Origin of the sequence: Colwellia sp. 75C3 (assembly GCF_002836255.1) — a bacterium.
In the GTDB taxonomy this organism is placed as follows: Bacteria; Pseudomonadota; Gammaproteobacteria; order Enterobacterales; family Alteromonadaceae; genus Colwellia.
The window spans coordinates 125,557-145,382 of the sequence record NZ_PJAU01000060.1; the positions used below are offsets into that span (position 1 = coordinate 125,557).

Below are 19,826 nucleotides of genomic sequence, written 5' to 3' on the forward strand. Positions count from 1 at the left end.
GTAGGGGAATAGAATGGAACGTGTTGAAGAAGTACGAGTATTAAAAGAGGCTAATTGGTTAGACAAGCGATGCCGTACTCTAGTTCTGAATGTTTTTTCAAAGCTTACCTATGGTCAATTAGAAGTTGTTGAGGGCTCAGTTCATTCGTATTTTCCTGAACACATTGATGATAAAGCTATTAAGGGAAAAATACACATTCACGATACCAGTGTATATAGAGACTTTGTTAAAGGAGGCAGTATTGGCGCAGCAGAGGCTTTCATTGAAGGAAAATGGACTAGCCCTGATTTAACCAATGTTATTCGTGTTTTTGCTAAAGCACAGCAACAAACTGATAGTCTTGAAGCTAATAAATCATGGTTGAGTAAGCTAAAAAACACGGTCAGCCACTGGCAAAATAGAAACACCCAGTCAGGTTCAAAGCGCAATATATTGGCGCATTATGATTTAGGAAATGAATTATATACGCGATTTTTAGATCCTGACATGATGTACTCATCAGCCATTTATCTAAACGAAAGTGCATCGTTAAATGAGGCTCAACAGCATAAACTAGCAACAATATGCCAACGGTTATCACTTAATGCTGATGACCATTTACTCGAAATTGGTACAGGTTGGGGTGGATTAGCTATTTACGCTGCACAGCATTATGGCTGTCATGTTACCACCACCACTATTTCTGATGCACAATATGCCTATGCTCAAACGCGTGTAGAAGAGCTAGGGTTAGATGACAAAATCACTTTACTTAAAGAGGATTATCGGGATTTAACCGGTAGCTTTGATAAAGTTGTTTCTATAGAGATGATAGAAGCAGTTGGCTATGATTACTTACCCAGCTTTTTTAAGCAGTGTAATGACCGTTTAAAAGTCGGCGGAAAATTACTTATTCAATCAATCACTATAGCTGATCAGCGTTTTAATTATTACAAACGTAATGTCGATTTTATTCAGCGTTATATTTTCCCAGGTGGTTTTTTACCTTCAGTAAATGTACTTACTCAACATATTACTGATCACAGTGAACTGGTTGTTGAATCTCTTGATGATATTGGTCTTGATTACGCGAAAACATTAGCGCACTGGCGAGTTAACTTTCTAGCGTCATGGTCAACACTTTCTGCACTAGGTTACGACGAAACGTTCAAACGATTATGGCTTTATTACTTTGCTTACAGTGAAGGTGCATTTTTGGAACGATCAACTAGCACGGTTCATTTGGTGGCTAGAAAGTAAATGTTCACTTAATTCGAACATATTGGTTAGGTAATTTAACACGCTATTTATTATTGCTATTTATTGCCTAATATAATGAATCCAACATTAAGTGATGACTCAAAATATTCATATATAATATTAATAATTTTTATTTAAATAAAAGGCTTTTCAATGATTATATTGAAAAGCCTTGAAATGCATTCAGGGTTTGAGTTAATCATCTCTTACACGGTAAATTTTCCAGCCATTAAATTTAATTGACTTGCCATATCATTAACTTCAATACTTGCTGATCTTGCTTGTTGAGTTGCATGTGCTGTTTCATCAAGTTTATCCTTGATTGCCGACATGTTATTAGTAATTTCAGCAGCAACACTTGATTGTTCTTCAACAGCGGCGGCAACTTGCATATTCATTGAAGATATTTCATTAATAATTTTATCAATGGCAGAAAGTGCAGTATCAGTTGCTTTAGATTGTTCAACCGTATCATTGGCTTTTAAGGTACTTTGCTGCATTGCGGCAACTGTTTTTGCTGTGCCATCTTGCAGGTTATTAATCATTTTGTGAATTTCAGCAGTAGAGTCTTGAGTTCGTTGAGCAAGTGTTCTCACCTCATCAGCAACCACAGCAAAACCTCTTCCTTGGTCTCCAGCTCTTGCAGCCTCAATAGCAGCATTTAATGCTAGTAGGTTGGTTTGCTCTGAAATGCTCTGAATAACTTCTATCACAGAGCCTATTTCGTTACTCTGTTTTTCGAGGTCTGTTATTATTACCATTGAATCAGCTAAATTTTCTGCTAAATCATTCACTGATGCGACGGTTGCTTCTACTGCAATTTTACCTTTATCCGCCTCTTTAAGACCAACTTCTGATTTACCTGCAGAATCAGCGGCATGCCTTACTACTTCTTGTATGCTGTTTGACATTTCTTCAATAGCAACTACTACCATATCTGTCATCTGCTTTTGCTCAAGCACGATGTTATTATTTTTCTCAGCTATTTCAGCACTATTATTGGCTGAAGTTATCAGTGTTCCACTTGTTTCCATCATCGAGCAAATAAGATCGCGTAATCGTTGTGACATTTCAGCCACTGATCGATAAATACCGCTATCATTATCTTTTATCTCAAGATTTTGACTTAAATCTCCTGCAGCAATTTTATTGGTTATTTCTGCTATTTCACTTGGTTCACCGCCAATTGGTTGGCGAATTATCTTAGCCATAAATATAGCAATAGATATACCAAAAATAAGTGCGCCGATGGAAATAATCGCCACTAAACCTTCGGCATTGTTGGCATCATTTTGCACTTTAGGACCTAAAGTATCCTGATCTTTTTTTACTGATAATTTAACTTGTTCAATTTTATTCGCTACGGAAGGGCCAACTTTGTTCAAAGTGTTATTAATAAGCTCATTTCTTGCCTTAATAATTTTAATAACCTTGTTGAATGCATCGACATATTGTTGGTGATTTTCTTTAACCTTATTAAGTAACATACGTCTTGTTGGGTTCTCTATTTGTCTATCTAGTTCATCGAGCTCTGCTGCCATTTTATTTGTTAGCTCGTTAAGGGCTCTTGATGAATCAGCCTCTGCATTGGTCACTAAAAATTTAGTTACATACAGGCGACCTAATAATAAATGTTCTTGCACACGCGACGCATAATAGGCTGCATCAGGGTCAGTGTCTTTATAGGCGGACGTTATTATATCTGTAGTTGCTTTACGCATAGCTAAACCAGCGGGGTCTAACTTTGCTGATACAATCGAATTTCTATCAGCAAATAAATCGACAACATCTGAGAAGCCTTTGATATATATAGCAACTTCAGAAGTTACTTCTGTCACCAGTTGCGCTCTTTTAGGATCTTTAATTTCAACCTTTGCTTGTTGGAGGAATACGTCCATTTTTTCTTGTCTTTGGTCAAATTGTTCAATAGATGATTTTTTACGTGTATTTAAGAAACTCAATACGGATAAACGCATGGTGAGCATATTGGCTTGAACTCTACCAGCTAAGTTTGTATCTTTGGCTAGCCCTCGATAATCAACAAAACCATCGTAAGTTTTAGACAGTCCTTGATAGGCTACTAAAGAAGTAATAAGTAATATTATTAGAATAATACCGAAAGAAAAATTGAGCTGCATATTAAGCTTCATCTTTTGGAACATGTTCTACACCCCTTATCGAAAATAAGATTAATTTATCAACAAGACATTGTCCGTAAGGTCTAATTTATACATATTTAAAACGAGTGTTAATATGTATGCATGTTTGACAGGATTAAATGTTAGTTTGGTTTTGAGCTACCTCTAACTCAATGTGTCCCTTTGTTGTAGCTACAGTCAAATTAAAGGGACTGTAGCTCTGAAAATAGTTTCCCTACATTCTTGAGTATAGGACTATGTGTATAAAAAAAACGATTATTTTTTATACTGTTTTATTTGAGCTCGTTATCAATTTATAAAAACATTACATTCAGTGATATAGCTTTATTAATACTGATAACATGTATTTTTATGATGTTTATTTCGACGAGAAAATATCATAATTCCCACCAGTATTAATAAAATGACTGAACTACTGCCTCCGTGAGTATGCACTTCTTCATAATACTCTACATATTCAACGTCATAATCACTACTCTCTAAAGGCAGGCCATATAAACTGTTGCTGTCATCACTGCTATAAGAAGCAATAATATCGGGATAACCGTCTTCGTAAAGGTCAATAAGGATATCGTACTGATTAGCACTAAAGCCTTGTTCTAAAGTGCTATACACTTCAAATTCATCATCTGAACTCTCACCATGGATAACAAAATTGTCTGTACTGTAATAATGCACCCAAGGCCCACCATTTTCACTTAAATATAATTCAGCATAAACTACCGCTTCATCATGAGCGTAACCGGTAATTAAATCGGCATCAAAGGTCACGCTAAACGTCTGATAATAACCGTCCTCGTCTATGTCTTCAATTAACTGTGAGTAACCTTCATAAATCGCAAAAGTGCCATCGCTAAAACTCCTACTGGTATTACTGAGGCTTGGTATTGTCGTTATATTTCTAGCCGTTCTCTTTGTTATTTTACGTACTTGTTGGTATTTTTTGCTAATTACATCATCGCGAGTGCCATTTAATACTTTATTTAGTTTTTGGTCACTGTCGCCAAGTATTACCCTTTGCTTTATATGCTTTAATACATCTTCTTGTGATGTCTTATCGGATGAATTTACTATTTGTCCGCTAGAGTAACTTTGAATAACCTTAGGGTTGGTTCCGTTAGCTATCTCACTGGCATTGTCAGCTTGTACAGCCAAACTGGGTAGTGCAATCATCATGACAGTTAACATGAGGGTTAATTGTAAGGTAGTCATTACTATCGGTGAAAACCTTGATGTTACTTTTACTAAACTTATGGATGTATTTTGTAATGTTAATCGTGAAGAAAAGTGTTTGATAAAATTGTTCATCATTAAATCCTTATGTCGTAACTTAATGCCATTAAACCGTAAGTTAGCTGAACTCAAGCTGAACAGATTAATCATGCCAAGTGAATTTGTTCAGCCCCTGTTCAGTTAGTCTTTAGTATCCTTTATTGAAACTTAGTTTATTTGCGGCAAGAATTTTGATGTATCATGGGTATATATAGATTTATCTGCATTAGGTATTGAGATGATGTTACGAGTTTTGTTATTAACGCTATTAATTTGTGTAGGTACTTTTAGTACAACTGCTGCTGTGGCGGCAAATACGCAAGCTAATAAAAAAGTTACGAGTTCTAAGCAGGCGGCAAAAATTGTACAAAAACAATATGGCGGTAAAGTACTAAAAGTAAATAAGCAAAAAAATAAGACCGGCTATAAAGTAAAAATTGTTAAACCTAACGGACAAGTGGTATCGAAAAAGGTTAATGCCAAAACCGGTAAAATAGAAAAGCACTAACGAAAAAGGAAATATCGATGCGTTTACTTTTAGTTGAAGATGACCAAGCCTTACAACAAGAACTTCAACAACAATTACTCTTACAAAACTTTTCTGTTGATGTTGCTTCTGATGGTGAAGTCGCCTTATTTCAAGGTACTGAATACGATTATGATATCGCCGTTATTGATCTTGGCTTACCAAAGATTGACGGTACTACGGTTGTTAAAACTCTCAGAGAAAAAGGTCGTGATTTTCCCATTTTAATTCTAACTGCCCGTGATCGCTGGCAAGATAAAGTAGCTGGCTTAGACGCAGGCGCAGATGATTATTTAACTAAACCTTTTCATGTTGAGGAACTCACTTCACGCTTAAATGCGTTAATCAGACGCAGTGCAGGTAAAGCCTCTTCGACAATAAATAATGGTCCCTTTAGTTTAGATACTAATACCTCTGATGTGCTAGTAGAGCAGATAAGCGTTAGTTTAAGCGCACATGAATTTAAAGTGTTTAAGTATTTAATGCTACACGTGGGTGAAGTGGTTTCTAAAACGACGTTAACCGAACATATTTATGATCAAGACTTCGATTTAGACTCAAATGTGATTGAAGTATTCATTAGGCGTTTACGTAAAAAACTAGACCCTGATAGTAAACATAACTTCATTGAAACTAAGCGTGGCCAAGGCTATCGTTTACTTAAATTCACTTAGTTTAACTTCTCTGATTAGGTTTAATCTTGTTTATCTTTATAAAATCCTTTTTCAATACTTTCTTAAACTCACTTAAAGTTCGCTTGATAGTGAGCTTACTGGCGATGGTGGTTATTATATTGCCAACCATTGCTTTTATTATCATGAATTCATTTGAAAAGCACATGAAACGCAGTATTGAAAATGAGCTAAGTGCTTATAGTTATTCTATTTTAGCGGTTGCAGAAGTAGAACAAGCTGAGCTAGTGATGCCTGAAGTCTTAATTGAAAATCAATTTAATGTCAGTGATTCAGGTTTATATGCATTTATTTCAGGTGCTGTTAGCCATCAAACTAAAACAGCAACACAGCAAACGTTTGGCGATGCTATTTTATGGAGTTCTCAATCATTACTGACGATTAATATATCTGAGGAAAAATTACCGAGGGAAGTCATCGTATTGGCAACGGGAGAAAATTCATTTTCTACTATTGAAATGAATGGTTCATCCCACTTTATTTATAGCTATGCGGTAAGTTTTACCGAGGATGATTTTAACTTTCCACTCACAGTACATATCATTAGAGACAAAAAAACATTCTTACAACTTATTAGTGACTTCAAGCAGCAACTTTGGTTTGGTTTAGCCATTTTAATGGTCATTATATTATTGCTGCAACTTGTCTGGCTGATGTGGACTTTAAAACCACTCTCTACTTTAGAGCAGGAAGTAAAAGCGATAGAGCAGGGTAGAGCAGAAAAGTTAACCAGCTTGTATCCAAAAGAATTAGCGCAACTCACTACACAATTAAATCAATTATTAGCCACTGAACAAAAACAAAGGCAACGTTACCGCAATGCGTTATCAGATCTTGCACATAGTTTAAAAACACCACTGGCAGTACTGCAAGCGCAAAGGGATATTTCTTCGGTTAATCAAGAGCAAATAACCCGTATAAACTCAACCATTGATCACCAGCTAAAGCGTGCGCAAAGCGCTGGACATTCCTCTTGGTTATTAGGTATTGAGGTTAAACCGATAGTCGATAAATTGTTAAACACCTTAGCTAAAATCTATCATAGCGAGCAAAAAATAGTAGAGTTAAACTTCACCGGAAAATTAACTTTCAAAGGTGATGAAGCGGATTTACTCGAACTCTTAGGTAACTTACTTGATAACGCTTATAAAGCGGCGAATAACACTATTCGTTTAACCGTTAGCCAACAAGATGACGCGTTAGTTATGTGTGTAGAGGATGACGGTGTCGGCATTAAAGAACAACAAATAGCACAAATACTCCAGCGCGGCGTTCGTGCAGATACCTACGAAGTAGGACACGGCGTTGGTTTAGCGATTGTTCGAGATTTGGTTGAGAGTTATCAAGGAGAATTGCACATAACTAACTCTGAAAACTTAGGAGGGGCAAAATTTACCTTACGTTTTACCAGTCTTAATAACGCTTAACTGTTAGCCATGTGAATCCTCTTCGCGCTCTCGTCTTTGTTTAGCTTATGTTCAGCTTTTGTTCAGCTTCACTGCGGTATTCTAGTTCATAAGATTAGTTATGAATTAAAGGTGAGCTTATGAACTTCCACTCCACAGGTTTAAAATATCTTTCGATACTCGGAATACTCTTTTTATCCTTGACCCTTTTTACCTCTACCGCTTTTTCCGCTTCATTAGCAGAAGAAGAACAAGAGATTGTCTTATCTGAGGCAGAGCTTGCTCAAACCTTAGCGCCAATTGCTCTTTATCCCGACACCTTATTGACTCATATATTAATTGCGTCTACCTACCCAATAGAAGTCATTGAAGCTGAACGTTGGCTAAATAAACACGCTAAATTAACCGCATCACAAGTTGAAAAAAAGGCAGAGAAAAAAGACTGGGATGCCAGTATAAAAGCACTGTTAGCATTTCCTCGGGTTATGGAAAAATTAAGTGAAGATCTTACTTGGATGCAGAAACTCGGTGATGCTTTTTTACAAGACGAAGAAAGAGTACTTGCCAGTATTCAAGCATTAAGACAGCAAGCCGATGAAGCAGGTAGTTTGGCAAATATAGATAATGTGAAGGTGATAAAAGAACAGAGGATAATCATTATTGAACCGGCACAACCAGAAATTATTTACGTTCCTTATTACGATACTCGCTTAGTATATGGACGCTGGTATTGGGCACATTACCCACCTGTTTATTGGCATAGTCCGCCGTATTATGCAGCTCATCATAGTCCTTTTTATTGGGGACATGGCGTGCACATAAGTAGTCGCTTTTACTTTAGTACGTTTAACTGGCATAACCGTCATGTGGTCGTTAATCACTATAATCGTTCTAATCACCAGGGTAATTACGCGGGTTACCATCCTAGAAAAAAGATTGTGACGAGCCATCAAGCAAAACGGTGGAGTCATCAACCAAAACATAGACGCGGTGTTGCTTACAGTCACGGACGAGTAAAACAAAAATATTACGGGAACAGTGTACAGAACAATAAAAATGTACGTCGTAATAATAAAATTGTTTCTGGTAGTAGTTATAAGGTGAAGCCATATAAAAGTACCCAGCAAGTTAATCGACATAAAGACTTTAATAAGAAGCTAAAGGTGAAGTCACATCAGCAAAGTAAGCCATACAGTAAACAGGCTGGACATAAGGTTAGTAAAACTAACAGTAAAAAATATGCGGATAATAGAAGTTTTAAGAAAGACAAAAGTTATAGCAGTGTCAGTAAGAACAGTAATAATACCGGGAAGAGTGTTTATAAGGCTCAAAAACCTAGCTCAAGATCAGTTGACTCTACAGCAAAGAGAACAAAGGTCCATCAACCAAGTAAGCATAAAGTTTCAAGCCAGAGGCAATCAGTAAAGAAAACCTCAGTGCATAGTCGACCTCAGCATAAATCGAAAGAAAGGGTTAAATAAGTCATTTGATATAATAAAAATAGTGTGAATCTTTGTAGACAGGCTATTTATGCTTTTATGTAAATCCAGCATTGTTATGCTGGATTTTTTTGGACATAAGAACTGCTAGAGTAGTATGTTATTTAGATGGAACTCACTTTTATTGTCTTAGTTCGAGTGTATTATTTCGAGTGTATTAGTTCGATTATTTTACAATGACTTTTGGCTTCTTTTTACGAATATAAAGCGTACGGTTCAGTTTAGCGACAACATCACCTTGTTCGTCTTTTACATATACAGGGATTTGAGGTAAGTACTTTTCACCATTTGCTGTATTAGCAATAATCTCGTCAATTAGGTTTTGGTTAATGGAAAATTCTGCACAGACCTTACCCTTGCCCGGTTTTATAAAATCAATGTCAGCTGCTTTATCCCATACCACATAGTTATCACCTAACTGTGCAAGGATCATCAACATACAAAAAGGGTCGGTCATTGCGAATAAAGAACCACCAAAATGGCTACCAACCGCATTCTTATTCCATGGTCGTAATGTTAATTCAACGCGAGCTACTTTAAAATCAGTTGATATATGTTTGATACGAATACCAGCAAAAAATAATGGCGGCCAGATATTCATGATAAGGCGAAAAACCCAAGCTTTTTTAAATAATATATTCATTTACAATCACTTTTTGATTTGAATTAAGGAATTCAGTTACATTGGTTTGAATGATAAAATCTATCTCATCGTACCAGTTAGTGAGTAGTAATATAAACGTTATAACGTTCAAAATCTACTCAGTACCTTGACGGTTTAATATCCAGCAAATATTCTTTGCTGTCATTGTGATGTAAATAGTTGAATTAAAAATTGATTTAACGAAAATGGCAGGAGCTTTATAAGAGGAATACGTGGAGGTTTACTTTAAATAATACGGCTAAGTCTATTATTTTTATGTGCAATCTAGCTTGACCCGATAGGTTCAAAATGGTTACTATCCGGCCTCATTTTTCGTCTTATTGTTAATTAAACTAACGGCAATATTTAACGGAATTAATACACTTAGGGATGAATAGTACATGAAAATGGTTAACCTTTTTATCATAGCTTTAATCGGACTATCGTTATCGACTCAAGCTGAAATATCACCACTTAACATAGACCAATCACAGAAAAAGACTAAAGATAAATACATCAAGTCAGCCCATGACGTTATAAAACATAAATCCAGCCAAGAAGAGGTTCGTTTTGCTATTCTCAGTGCGGCACTCACCAGTAAAAGTGTCAAATGGATATTGGAAGATGACGGTGATAATTTTCTAGTACTTCGTTGGGACCATTCTGAAGCAGTAATTTATACCAAAGTTGAATTTGATGAACAATATATTCAACTTAAATATCTCGATGCGTATGACGATTATCAATGCAAAAATAATGTGGATGGTATTTGCTACAAAAATGAAAGCCGCAAATATTATGGCCACATGAAAGATTTACGTAGCGCCATTATTAATACATTAAGCCACTAAGGAATTTAAAATGAAATATTATAAAACTTTATTACTGTCGATTTTTGTATTTTTTAGTAGTAACGCATTTGCAACAGAACGTTCATGGTTTGATGAACCTATTAAAATTAATAAAACTTATGTCACTGATGCTGAAGCCGTAATTTTAGAGTCACTTAAGCAACGGGGCTGGGAAGTAAAAGAAAAGTCTGCAACGATGGTAACGGCTTGGTTAAATGACTATAAGGGGTATGAGTTGGTGCTTGAAATTAAGCATGATAACGCTCAAATATCATTTAAGCAGTTGTCATATAAAAAAGTGGGCTGTGAAAGTAAAAGCTCAAGTCGCTGTAAAGCTAGTACTAAATATTCTAATAAATGGCGATTATATTTACGTAAAAATATAGCGATGAATATTCATAAACGTGCGATGGATCATTTGCTTAAAAATGAGAAAATACGCAGAACTTGGCTTGAGGAATTAAAAACCGGTAATATTGAATTTAAAACTAAATTAGCCCGCAACTTAATAGATATTGAGTACTTTAATGAGTATGCACTAGCTGAAATTGTCGAGCAAATAAATGCTAATTATCAACGTAATAAGTTATCGAGTGATGAAGTACAACAGTACGCCTTTTTCTGTAAAGTCTTAGCGCGCTCTAAACAAGAAAAACACACCGAATTATTAACTCAGGTGAGCCAAAAAGCCAAATCTCGAAAGTTAAGAAATTACGTAAAAGGCTATTTAACTGAAATGGCAGAGAGCTAATTTAACGGTAAGAGAATAATGAGATGGAAGACAAATGAGCGTTTTCTCATTTGTCTCTGTTAAAGCTGCAGTAAGTTAATTAGTCGCATTCATCTCTTGTTTTAACCAATTGGTAAACACGTTTAAACGCGCTATCTTTGGTGAATTCTCATCATAAACAAAATAACGTTTTACTACATTGGGGTGCGGTATATTAATTGGCATAACCAGTTGGCCCGATTTAAGTTGTTCAATAATTAAATAGCGGGCAGCTAAAGTAAAACCGTGATCATTTAATACCGCGTTTAATGCCATGTCAGTGCTATGTACCTCAGTCCACTGCTGATGCTCTTGGTAACCTTGGGTATTAGTATGTTCAAACCAAGAAGGCCAATCGTAACAGCCGGGATTTTCTAAACTCACCAACCACGTTTTGAGTAGGTCTTTAGGTTCTTTAAAGTCCATTTTTTTAGTCAGTGCTTCGGAACAAACGGGATAGACGGGATCTTCGCCAAAATATTCACAGTTAAGCGATGAATCAGTATTTTCTTTAACGCGTGGACCAAAACGAATAGCGAGGTCAATGTGTTGCTCTTTGAGATCCTCAAACTGAGCAGAAGACATAACACGAATATTTATATTGGGGTATTGTGCTGAAAAATCACTCAGTTTTGGCATCAGCCATAAAGTAGTAAAAGCCTGAGTAGAACTAATGGTTAAGCTGCCCGCTATTTCTTCAACTGTAATTTCATTAATACTTTTCTCTAACAACTTAAAAGCCTGTTGAGTCCCTGACAATAGTGCTTTCCCTTGTTGGGTTAACAACATACTTTTACTTTTGCGCAAAAATAACTGAGTTGCTAGGTTCTCTTCTAATTGCCGCATTTGCTGACTAACTGCCGCCTGTGAAATACACAATTCTGCCGCTGCTTTACTATAACTTTGATGCCGAGCGGCACACTCAAAACTATGCAATAAATTAATATTTTTTAATGCTCTTTTAATCATAATGTAATAATAAAACCCAAGATATTTATATTATAAGCATAGCTTATAGTTGTAGTCGATTCTAATCGTTGGTTTTTAATATCTGAAAACAGCACACTTAATAATACAAGAGCTAACAACTGTCGCTAAAACTAACAGAGATTACATCATGAAACCTGTACCATTTCCTCTATTACATCAACAAACCACAACATTATTACTTTGTAATGTGTGGGATGTCGCCAGTGCAAAAACAGCAGAGCAATTAGGCTTTATGGCTATTGGCACATCTAGTGCTGCTATTGCAAGAATGCTTGGTTATGCCGATGGTGAGCACATGCCATTTGAAGAACTACTCTTTATAGTTAAACGTATTACAGCTTGTAGTGATCTACCTTTAACTGTTGATATTGAAGCCGGTTTTAGTGATGATGCACAAATAACCGCTGGGTATATTAAAGGGTTAGCACAAGTCGGCGTTGTTGGAATAAACATCGAAGACAGCAAAGTAAATAAAACCAATGAAGAGCGGGTATTAATGAACGAAAATAGCTTTGCAGGCTACCTTTCGGCGCTTACCACTCAATTAGTAAAAGATAACATCACAGTTTTTATTAATGTTAGAACTGATACCTTTTTACTTGGCGTAGAAGAAGCGTTGCAAGAAACGCAAAAGCGCGCCAAGTTATATCAAGCAGCCGGCGCTGACGGTTTGTTTGTCCCTTGTATTGTCGAAACTGAAGCGATTGAAAAAGTCGTGAACAGTACAATATTGCCAGTTAATGTTATGTGTTTGCCAGCTTTACCTGATTTTGAGACGTTAAAATTACTTGGGGTAAAGCGTATTAGCATGGGGAATTTTCTCTTTGATGCGTTGCAAGATGACTTGTCAGTAAGGCTTAGTAAAATTCAACAAGCTGACTCTTTTCAGCCCATATTTGGTTAAGTACTCAACTTATTGTTAGTCTTATTTTTATTGACGGTTAATCTATCGGGTACCTTTTAATCACCTGGTAGATTAATTATCAAACACTTCCTTCGTTATATTTTGAACTAATTCAGTCGGTTAGCGTATTTATTAAGTTGGCATCAGTTGTGCAACATCCTAGTTAAATGAAAGTAGTTACCAGTCCAGTCAAATAATTGACTTACGAGTACCGCGAGCTTTCACAATGATTAACTAGACAGGTGATGAACGTGATTAAGTCCCTTTTAAAATTTAAGATTTTAATAATTACTTTACTAAGTGTGAGTTCAGTATGCGTGAGCTCAGTAAGTTATGCACATTCATATCCCCCAAAAGTAGAAGCTAAATATCAATCAAGAATTCAAGTAATACCTATAACGCGTGTTCAAAACAAGCTATTACCTCAAGCACTTTATGTACAAACCGTGGGGCATACATTCAAACGAAAATTTGCATTTCAAAATAAAGTGATTAAACACGTTTATTATGATTTGTCTCAGCCGACACATAAGTTATATGCAGCATTATTCCCGAAAAGCATTTCCAGTAAACGTGCAAGTAGTTACTGGCCATAATTTTTATTTGGCATTAATTATGCAGAGACTATTACGTAAAGACTTTTACGCAAAGAGTATTGATATACAGTTTTTGATACAGCGTTAATGTGCATTTTTGATATATAGGTTTGATACTCAGCTTTTAACCGTAACTAGCCTATTCAAATAAATAAGTAATGAAGGTTCAACATGAAATTATCCTCCGTATGTTTATTAGTGTTATCTACCGCTCTGATGGGGTGTGGATCACTTAGTGAAAAAGTTGTAACTGTGCAACCAGATGCATCCTTGCAAGCTAACGAACACTTTGACGATAAATTGTTTTACTTGATTGAGCAATTAACACAAGTAGGGCAGTTTAATTATCAACAAAAACCGGTAGCATTTACTACGCTGGTGTGGATGGACACGTTAAGCATAAAAAACGAACAAAGATCGAATTCACTGCTTGGACATCAAATTTCGAGCAGTTTAAAAACAGAATTAATACAGCGGGGTGGCCAAGTTGTTGAGCACAAATCAGCACAAGCTATTTCAATGTCAGCAAACGCCTCATATTATTTAACAAGAAAGTTAGATGAGTTATCTCAAAATATTGAAGTGAGTTATGTACTAGCAGGTACTATGCTAGAAATTAAAGGTGGAGTAGAGGTGAATGTTGAGGTCATTGATGTTGACTCACATAGAGTGGTTAGTAGCGCTCGTACCTTTATTTCAAATGAATATTTACCTGAACTAAACAATGTTTACTTGAAAAAAGGTAAAATCTATCGTGGACAGTTGTGAGAAAATTATGAAATATAAAGCCCTCTCTTTATGTGTTTTATTTGCTGGCTGTGCTGAGTTACCAGATGAAAATATTAATGTACCTAATCAGGTAAATTTTTCGGTTAAAGGAGCTTCTCAATTAAGTGATAGCAACAGGTATCACGGTGATGAACTCATTAAAAATGTTAATCATTATGCTAAGTGGTTAACACAAGACCTATTTGCCAACATTGATTTTCCGAACAACAACGATATTTTTGTTGTGACTAATTTAGCTTTGCTTGACTCAAACCTAAATAAAACCAGTCACTTTGGCCGACAAATGACTGAAGCAATAAGTCATGAAGTGCATCGTACTGGTTTTTCAGTGATCGATCTTAAAGCGAGTGGCTTTATTCGTATGACAGAAACAGGCGATTTATTTTATCAAAGTGAAGATCACCTTGAGTTATCTCCAGCAGCAGATGCTAGTCATATTATTACGGGTACACTCACTAAGCATCAAGGTGGTTATTTTGTTAACGCTAAGGTAATTTTACTCGAAAGTAGAGCCATGGTAAGTTCAGCGCAAATATTTGTCCCCTACAATGTAGTTGATGCAGTGATGCTAGAAGATAAAGATAAAGAAAAGAAAGAAGTACAAGAGCCTGTAGCACCTAAAAAGACTACAGTACCGTTAAAGGCTTATTCTAATTGATTTTTTGTTTATTCGTCAATGACATACGTTGATGGTATACGTTAATAAGTAGACTGAAGTCGCTTGGTTGTACCATGCTTAATTTTTACTGTACAGATAGATTAGGTATTCTGGCGCACTTTGTGCGGTATTTTTCACGAGTCATTACATTATGGCTAAGTGATATTTTCTTAATGGTAAAATATCACTTTAATAAATTTAAATTGGATCTTATTATGCCGAATTATGAAACGTTTCGACTGAAAACCTTAAGCCAGTTAACTGCTGTGGGTTTATTATCGATAGCAATAACGGCTTGTTCGTCGGTACCTGAAGAAGATGACCCTGCAGAAAGTATGATTGGTTTAACCTTAGCAGATGAGGTTTATAGTTTTCATACGCACCAAAGGATCAACGATTATACCGATAGGCTTGCTCATGACTTGTTTCGTAATTTGCGCAATATACAGCTTAATCAACCTATTTTGGTGACGTCTTTTGTTAAGTTTGATGAGACACTGCAAAAAACTAGTAAATTAGGTAATTTAGTCAGCGAAAGCTTGATTGGCAATATGCAAGAGTACGACATTCAGGTGATGGATGTGCACCTTATGGGAGGTGTTAATATTACGCCAACAGGTGATTTTGTTTTTAGCCGAGATCGTGATGAAATAGAGTTTGCGGGTGAAATATCCTATGTATTATCTGGTGTTATCATTGAAAGTGAAAGAGGCTTCACTATTAATGCCCGAATAATGGAGCTAAAAACGAAGAAAGTAATCTCTACCGCTTCTACTTTTATCCCGTCTTTTGTAATTGAAGTTATTTAGTTAGTTATTTAGTTAGTTATTTAGTTAGTTAGTGTTAATATCGTTTCACTTTTAAAATGACTTTGTATTAAATACATGGTCATTTTTTTTGCTTTTATTCTAGAGCAGTGATGTTCTAGCTGAGTTAAGTGTAGTTAAGCGTATATTTTAATTAAATGACAAGCCTTTATATTCAACCACTGAACAATAATGTTGCTGCTGCTGTAAATTAAGACATATTATTTTAGCTGAATTGGCTGATTTAAAAGGGCCAATACGCAAGCTGTAATATTCGGTATCTTCATAAATAACCCTCGCGATTAATGGCGTCTTATTGATAAGATCTGCAGGCAATATACTTTGTAGGTACTGCCAACCCAAAGCAACGCTATTAATGTCTTCAAACATAGCGATATGAAGTCCTATTTTAGGAAAATAATGACTTGAAGATCTAGATAATACTTTATCATTATGGTGTTTTTTCGGGGATGTCGATTGCTGATTGTTTAGTGTGTCGGTTGTTTTGTCTTCTTCTATATTATTACTTGGATCTATATTCTCGGTCAGTTCATCTGAATGTAGATTCTCTCCTAGAGGTGCAGCATCTAGTTCAGCCATACTGGCTATTTCATTAAGCATTAATTGTGGCAGTTCTTGTATTATTGCCTGTTCTTTATCTATCTCTTCTTCGGTAGATGAACAGCCATAGATAGCTAAAGCAACAAAAGTAACACTTGCTAGTCGCACGAATTTTTTAATTGATTTACAGTTGTTTAGGGTTGCTTTCATGCTTATCCTTGAGATTACTCTTTGCTAAAAGATAATAAACTTACTGCGTTAATATAATAGCTTTTAAAAAATGATGTTTTATTATCGATTAACAAAGCATTAAATATGCCAAAAAAATAAGTTGAACGCTCTTATCAATATACTTGTTATCTATTGCTACTCATAAGTACGTAAATAATACTAATAGGGACTATTAAAGTAATATTCAATAGTCACATGAAAAGTGTATGAAAAGATAAGTTAATTATTGTAGTCAATTGCTTATAGCATTATCTTAGCAGGTAATAAAAATTTAAAATCCGACGCATAAATTACAGGAAGTAATAATGAATGAAGACGTTAAAGCGCTAAGATCCGAATTAGCGCTTATTAAGCTTCAATTTAGCCAACGAGTTGGCGTTGTTGAAAACCGTTTGAATGACTTGCTTGCGCATGACGATATACAAGCGATACAACAACAGCAAACGGTAACTAAAATTGATGAGCATAGCGCAGAATTTGTGCCGGATAGTACTGTGCAGTTAGCTTCAGTTCAAGATGCTGTAGCTAATCCAACTTTCCATAAAACGGAAACGTCTAAAACAAATGTTACCGGTGAAAAATTCTCATCAGGTAAGGAAAGGGCACCATCAAGTTTTGCGGTACCCTCATTTGTCACCGTTTTATTCCAAGCTTTATTCACTTCGATTTTTGAATGGTTCACTCCCGTCACCCAAGCATATCAGTCTTATAAAGCTAAAGGCATGTTAGGCATATTCACCCTTACCATGGTTGGTATAGGTTTAACCCTGGCTGGTTTTGGCTATTTAATGCAACTGCTTATTGACCAATTAGGCGCGGGATCTAAATCACTGTTAATGTGCTTTGCGGCCATTTTGGTGATGGGATTAGGTATAGGTCTCAAAATTAAAACCCGCTATGGCGAGTTTGCTACTGCTATTGTCACCTTAGGTATATTGTTGTCTTACAGCACAGTGTATTTTTCGGGTAGTGTTTATGCGCTTATACCTAATCTAGCTGTGCTGAGCTTATATTTAGTGATCGCCTTAGTTTGTCATGTACTTGCTCTATGGTTAGACACCAAGGTTGTTGCCGCATTAGGCATCATAGGTATAGCCACGATGCCAGCGCTTTCTAATGTGATTAGTATTGAGCCAATTTATTATCTGCTCTCGTTAGCTTTTGTTGTTTGTAGCAGTTTGGTTTTATCATACCGGCATGTTGGCGCTTGGCTTGCACATTTGAGCCTTGCGTTTACCCTGTTGTCGCTTGAATGGATAGTAGGCTTTGAAAATATTATCTTGTCAGCTTGGCTAGTTAACATATTTTATCTACTCTTTTTTACTTACGTTTGTATGGCTTTGTATAAAGAAAATTCAGCCACTAAAAAGAGTTTAATTTTTCTTGCTGCCCTTGTTGGCGCTATCGTCTTATTATTCTTGCAAGCAACCGAATTATTTAGCACGCAAATAAGCGTTACTTTTGGTTTTAATACCTTAGTTGCTATAACGGCCAGTGTATTCTTTTATAAGGTAAAACGTGAGCTCACCCATTTCTTCATTTTACTTTCAGCTTCATGGGCAATATTGGCTATTGTCAGTACTATTAGTGATGCATATTGGGGAATAGCTTGGGCAGTAGAGGGACTATTATTACTGTCAATTGGTCGTCGATATAAATTTTCGACATCTATTCACCAAGGTCAAATTTTAACGTCTATAGCACTGTTATACTCATTGTCAGCCTTAATGATGTACTTCCCTTTACCCGCTTTAAAATCAATTGATGGTTGGGTATTGTCATTGATGATTGTGGCAATTATCGCTAAATGGCAACGACTCATTAATAACAGTGAAACCTTTGACGATCTAACTAAAACTAAAATAAAACCTCTGCTGCAATTAGTTGAAGTGATTTGGCTTACTGTATTGGTTATTGCCAGTGCCTCTATATGGTTAGGAAACTGGGCTGGTGCCATGGTTATCCTCATACAGTTAGCTATCTTATTTAGAGCTAAAAATTGTCAGCACAAAGGGATGGAAATTTTTGCCGCGGTATTAATTATTGTGCCGTTACTTTATGTATATCAAGGGGTAATGATTGTTGATAGTTATCGATTTACCCATTTACCACTCTTTGCAAAGATAGCGTTAATCTCTGCTTTCTCGCAGCTTTGGTTATGGTCTGCTTTTTATAGAAAATATCAGCAAGACAGTGTTATGAAAAAGTATGCCGAATCGGTGCGGATCCTGTTCTATATGATCATTCCTATTTGCTGGGTAGGCTCGGTGATTCGCCGTTTTGATGAAGAGTCACTTATGCTGTTATGGCTTTCCCCCTTATTGGCGTTGATGTTAGCGCGTAAAATAAATCATAAGTTACTTATTACGGAAGCTAAAGCATTAACTGGATTGGCAAGTGTATGTTTGGTACTAGCCATTGAACAATTATCATTAATTAATAGTGTTATTGCATTGCTTGGTTTTAGTGCTTATTACGCAACGGCCTATGCATTAAATCGCAAAGAACCTGCCCATATTTATCAATTTGTTTGTAGTTGGGCCATATTAACGTTTGGTTTTGCGATCCCCATCTTTATTGCTGATCAAACTGATAGTCTTTTATATGGGGTAGTTAGTGCGGCACTTTATTGGTCTTTGGCCTTTAATGTAATGAGCCTATCTAAACACTTAAAAAGAAATGAAAGCTTCATCACCGTCGTTAATTTACTGCTATTGGTTACTGCCTGGATCCTCACTCTAGATAGGGCAAGTTATGCATTGGTGCCTATTATCTTTTTAGCTGCAACCTTATATCAAAAACAGTACAGGTTTAAGGTGTCTAGACTCGATAAAATGTTCAAACTTAATGGTGATTTATTCTTACACTCTATCGCCGTAATGACCTATGTAAGTCTATTGTATTCACTTGAAATGTACCGCTTAGATTTATTAATGGCACCTCTATTAGCTGTTCATGGCGCTATGATTTTATTCTTAAAGGATAGGCGTACGGCAACAGTGAAATATAGCTTTGGGCTGATTTTATTAGGCATAGTCAAACTTGCCATGATTGATGCGGCAAACGCATTGCTCTGGCAAAAAGTGATGCTATTTATGGGCATTGGCGTATTTATTTTACTAGCATCGTTTTGGTATCAAAAAATATCTAATAAAGAAGAAGTAACAATGACTAGATAGTGGAGGAGAGATATTCCTCTATAATTATCTTAAAGTACTAGTCAGTGTGGAGTGT

At 36.0% G+C, this 19,826-nt stretch carries 17 protein-coding genes; 12 read left to right on the forward strand and 5 right to left on the reverse strand.

Annotated features, from left to right (window positions below):
* The first annotated feature begins 13 nt into the window (after positions 1–13).
* Positions 14–1,240 carry a class I SAM-dependent methyltransferase gene (locus CXF85_RS19960; protein WP_101230403.1) on the forward strand — a complete coding sequence of 409 codons (1,227 nt, stop codon included), beginning with the start codon at positions 14–16 and terminating at the stop codon, positions 1,238–1,240.
* A gap of 206 nt (positions 1,241–1,446) precedes the next feature.
* Here the strand turns inward: CXF85_RS19960 and CXF85_RS19965 are convergent, their stop codons facing one another.
* Positions 1,447–3,402, reverse strand: coding sequence for a methyl-accepting chemotaxis protein (locus CXF85_RS19965; protein WP_101230404.1), 1,956 nt, complete (start codon positions 3,400–3,402; stop codon positions 1,447–1,449).
* Between the two features lie 324 nt (positions 3,403–3,726).
* Entirely contained in the window at positions 3,727–4,707 is a 981-nt protein-coding gene (locus CXF85_RS19970; RefSeq protein WP_232771282.1) for a choice-of-anchor H family protein, read from the reverse strand.
* A 202-nt stretch (positions 4,708–4,909) separates the two neighbouring features.
* Here CXF85_RS19970 and CXF85_RS19975 point away from each other — a divergent pair, with 202 nt between their 5' ends.
* The 4 genes from CXF85_RS19975 (at position 4,910) to CXF85_RS19990 (ending at position 8,776) form a co-directional block, all read left to right on the forward strand.
* Positions 4,910–5,179, forward strand: a complete 270-nt coding sequence (locus CXF85_RS19975) for a PepSY domain-containing protein (RefSeq protein ID WP_101230406.1) — start codon at positions 4,910–4,912, stop codon at positions 5,177–5,179.
* Between the two features lie 17 nt (positions 5,180–5,196).
* Positions 5,197–5,871: a response regulator transcription factor gene (locus tag CXF85_RS19980; RefSeq protein ID WP_101230407.1), complete on the forward strand. Its 675-nt coding sequence runs from the start codon at positions 5,197–5,199 to the stop codon at positions 5,869–5,871.
* A gap of 26 nt (positions 5,872–5,897) precedes the next feature.
* Positions 5,898–7,316, forward strand: coding sequence for an ATP-binding protein (locus CXF85_RS19985; protein ID WP_232771283.1), 1,419 nt, complete (start codon positions 5,898–5,900; stop codon positions 7,314–7,316).
* A gap of 119 nt (positions 7,317–7,435) precedes the next feature.
* The gene (locus CXF85_RS19990) at positions 7,436–8,776 is read left to right on the forward strand and encodes a DUF3300 domain-containing protein (RefSeq protein WP_101230408.1); all 1,341 of its coding nucleotides are present in this window, start codon (positions 7,436–7,438) and stop codon (positions 8,774–8,776) included.
* Positions 8,777–8,960: 184 nt separating this feature from the next.
* Here the strand turns inward: CXF85_RS19990 and CXF85_RS19995 are convergent, their stop codons facing one another.
* A complete protein-coding gene (locus CXF85_RS19995; RefSeq protein ID WP_101230409.1) occupies positions 8,961–9,437 on the reverse strand; it encodes a DUF4442 domain-containing protein in 477 nt (158 codons plus the stop codon).
* 401 nt (positions 9,438–9,838) lie between these two features.
* Here CXF85_RS19995 and CXF85_RS20000 point away from each other — a divergent pair, with 401 nt between their 5' ends.
* On the forward strand, positions 9,839–10,288 hold the full coding sequence (locus CXF85_RS20000; protein ID WP_101230410.1) for a hypothetical protein: 450 nt from the start codon (positions 9,839–9,841) through the stop codon (positions 10,286–10,288).
* 10 nt (positions 10,289–10,298) lie between these two features.
* The gene (locus tag CXF85_RS20005) at positions 10,299–11,039 is read left to right on the forward strand and encodes a hypothetical protein (protein WP_101230411.1); all 741 of its coding nucleotides are present in this window, start codon (positions 10,299–10,301) and stop codon (positions 11,037–11,039) included.
* Positions 11,040–11,114: 75 nt separating this feature from the next.
* Here the strand turns inward: CXF85_RS20005 and CXF85_RS20010 are convergent, their stop codons facing one another.
* Entirely contained in the window at positions 11,115–12,026 is a 912-nt protein-coding gene (locus CXF85_RS20010; protein ID WP_232771284.1) for a LysR substrate-binding domain-containing protein, read from the reverse strand.
* A 148-nt stretch (positions 12,027–12,174) separates the two neighbouring features.
* On the opposite strand from CXF85_RS20010, the gene CXF85_RS20015 reads away from it, so the two are divergent.
* The 4 genes from CXF85_RS20015 to CXF85_RS20035 all read left to right on the forward strand — a co-directional run bounded on the left by CXF85_RS20015 (position 12,175) and on the right by CXF85_RS20035 (position 15,803).
* The gene (locus tag CXF85_RS20015; protein ID WP_101230413.1) at positions 12,175–12,951 is read left to right on the forward strand and encodes an isocitrate lyase/PEP mutase family protein; all 777 of its coding nucleotides are present in this window, start codon (positions 12,175–12,177) and stop codon (positions 12,949–12,951) included.
* 767 nt (positions 12,952–13,718) lie between these two features.
* On the forward strand, positions 13,719–14,315 hold the full coding sequence (locus tag CXF85_RS20025; RefSeq protein WP_101230415.1) for a FlgO family outer membrane protein: 597 nt from the start codon (positions 13,719–13,721) through the stop codon (positions 14,313–14,315).
* 7 nt (positions 14,316–14,322) lie between these two features.
* Positions 14,323–14,994: a FlgO family outer membrane protein gene (locus tag CXF85_RS20030; RefSeq protein ID WP_101230416.1), complete on the forward strand. Its 672-nt coding sequence runs from the start codon at positions 14,323–14,325 to the stop codon at positions 14,992–14,994.
* A gap of 215 nt (positions 14,995–15,209) precedes the next feature.
* Positions 15,210–15,803, forward strand: a complete 594-nt coding sequence (locus tag CXF85_RS20035) for a FlgO family outer membrane protein (RefSeq protein ID WP_157829149.1) — start codon at positions 15,210–15,212, stop codon at positions 15,801–15,803.
* Between the two features lie 147 nt (positions 15,804–15,950).
* On the opposite strand, the gene CXF85_RS20040 is transcribed toward CXF85_RS20035, so the two are convergent.
* Positions 15,951–16,571: a hypothetical protein gene (locus tag CXF85_RS20040; protein ID WP_101230418.1), complete on the reverse strand. Its 621-nt coding sequence runs from the start codon at positions 16,569–16,571 to the stop codon at positions 15,951–15,953.
* A gap of 326 nt (positions 16,572–16,897) precedes the next feature.
* Here CXF85_RS20040 and CXF85_RS20045 point away from each other — a divergent pair, with 326 nt between their 5' ends.
* The gene (locus CXF85_RS20045; protein WP_101230419.1) at positions 16,898–19,771 is read left to right on the forward strand and encodes a DUF2339 domain-containing protein; all 2,874 of its coding nucleotides are present in this window, start codon (positions 16,898–16,900) and stop codon (positions 19,769–19,771) included.
* The last annotated feature ends 55 nt before the right edge of the window (positions 19,772–19,826 follow it).

Excerpts from the sequence above, each read along its gene's own strand:
- CXF85_RS19960 (WP_101230403.1), top strand. The coding sequence starts at position 14 with ATGGAACGTGTTGAAGAAGTACGAGTATTAAAAGAGGCTAATTGGTTA.
- CXF85_RS19965 (WP_101230404.1), bottom strand. The coding sequence starts at position 3,402 with ATGTTCCAAAAGATGAAGCTTAATATGCAGCTCAATTTTTCTTTCGGT.
- CXF85_RS19970 (WP_232771282.1), bottom strand. The coding sequence starts at position 4,707 with ATGAACAATTTTATCAAACACTTTTCTTCACGATTAACATTACAAAAT.
- CXF85_RS19975 (WP_101230406.1), top strand. The coding sequence starts at position 4,910 with ATGATGTTACGAGTTTTGTTATTAACGCTATTAATTTGTGTAGGTACT.
- CXF85_RS19980 (WP_101230407.1), top strand. The coding sequence starts at position 5,197 with ATGCGTTTACTTTTAGTTGAAGATGACCAAGCCTTACAACAAGAACTT.
- CXF85_RS19990 (WP_101230408.1), top strand. The coding sequence starts at position 7,436 with ATGAACTTCCACTCCACAGGTTTAAAATATCTTTCGATACTCGGAATA.
- CXF85_RS19995 (WP_101230409.1), bottom strand. The coding sequence starts at position 9,437 with ATGAATATATTATTTAAAAAAGCTTGGGTTTTTCGCCTTATCATGAAT.
- CXF85_RS20000 (WP_101230410.1), top strand. The coding sequence starts at position 9,839 with ATGAAAATGGTTAACCTTTTTATCATAGCTTTAATCGGACTATCGTTA.
- CXF85_RS20005 (WP_101230411.1), top strand. The coding sequence starts at position 10,299 with ATGAAATATTATAAAACTTTATTACTGTCGATTTTTGTATTTTTTAGT.
- CXF85_RS20010 (WP_232771284.1), bottom strand. The coding sequence starts at position 12,026 with ATGATTAAAAGAGCATTAAAAAATATTAATTTATTGCATAGTTTTGAG.
- CXF85_RS20015 (WP_101230413.1), top strand. The coding sequence starts at position 12,175 with ATGAAACCTGTACCATTTCCTCTATTACATCAACAAACCACAACATTA.
- CXF85_RS20025 (WP_101230415.1), top strand. The coding sequence starts at position 13,719 with ATGAAATTATCCTCCGTATGTTTATTAGTGTTATCTACCGCTCTGATG.
- CXF85_RS20030 (WP_101230416.1), top strand. The coding sequence starts at position 14,323 with ATGAAATATAAAGCCCTCTCTTTATGTGTTTTATTTGCTGGCTGTGCT.
- CXF85_RS20035 (WP_157829149.1), top strand. The coding sequence starts at position 15,210 with ATGCCGAATTATGAAACGTTTCGACTGAAAACCTTAAGCCAGTTAACT.
- CXF85_RS20040 (WP_101230418.1), bottom strand. The coding sequence starts at position 16,571 with ATGAAAGCAACCCTAAACAACTGTAAATCAATTAAAAAATTCGTGCGA.
- CXF85_RS20045 (WP_101230419.1), top strand. The coding sequence starts at position 16,898 with ATGAATGAAGACGTTAAAGCGCTAAGATCCGAATTAGCGCTTATTAAG.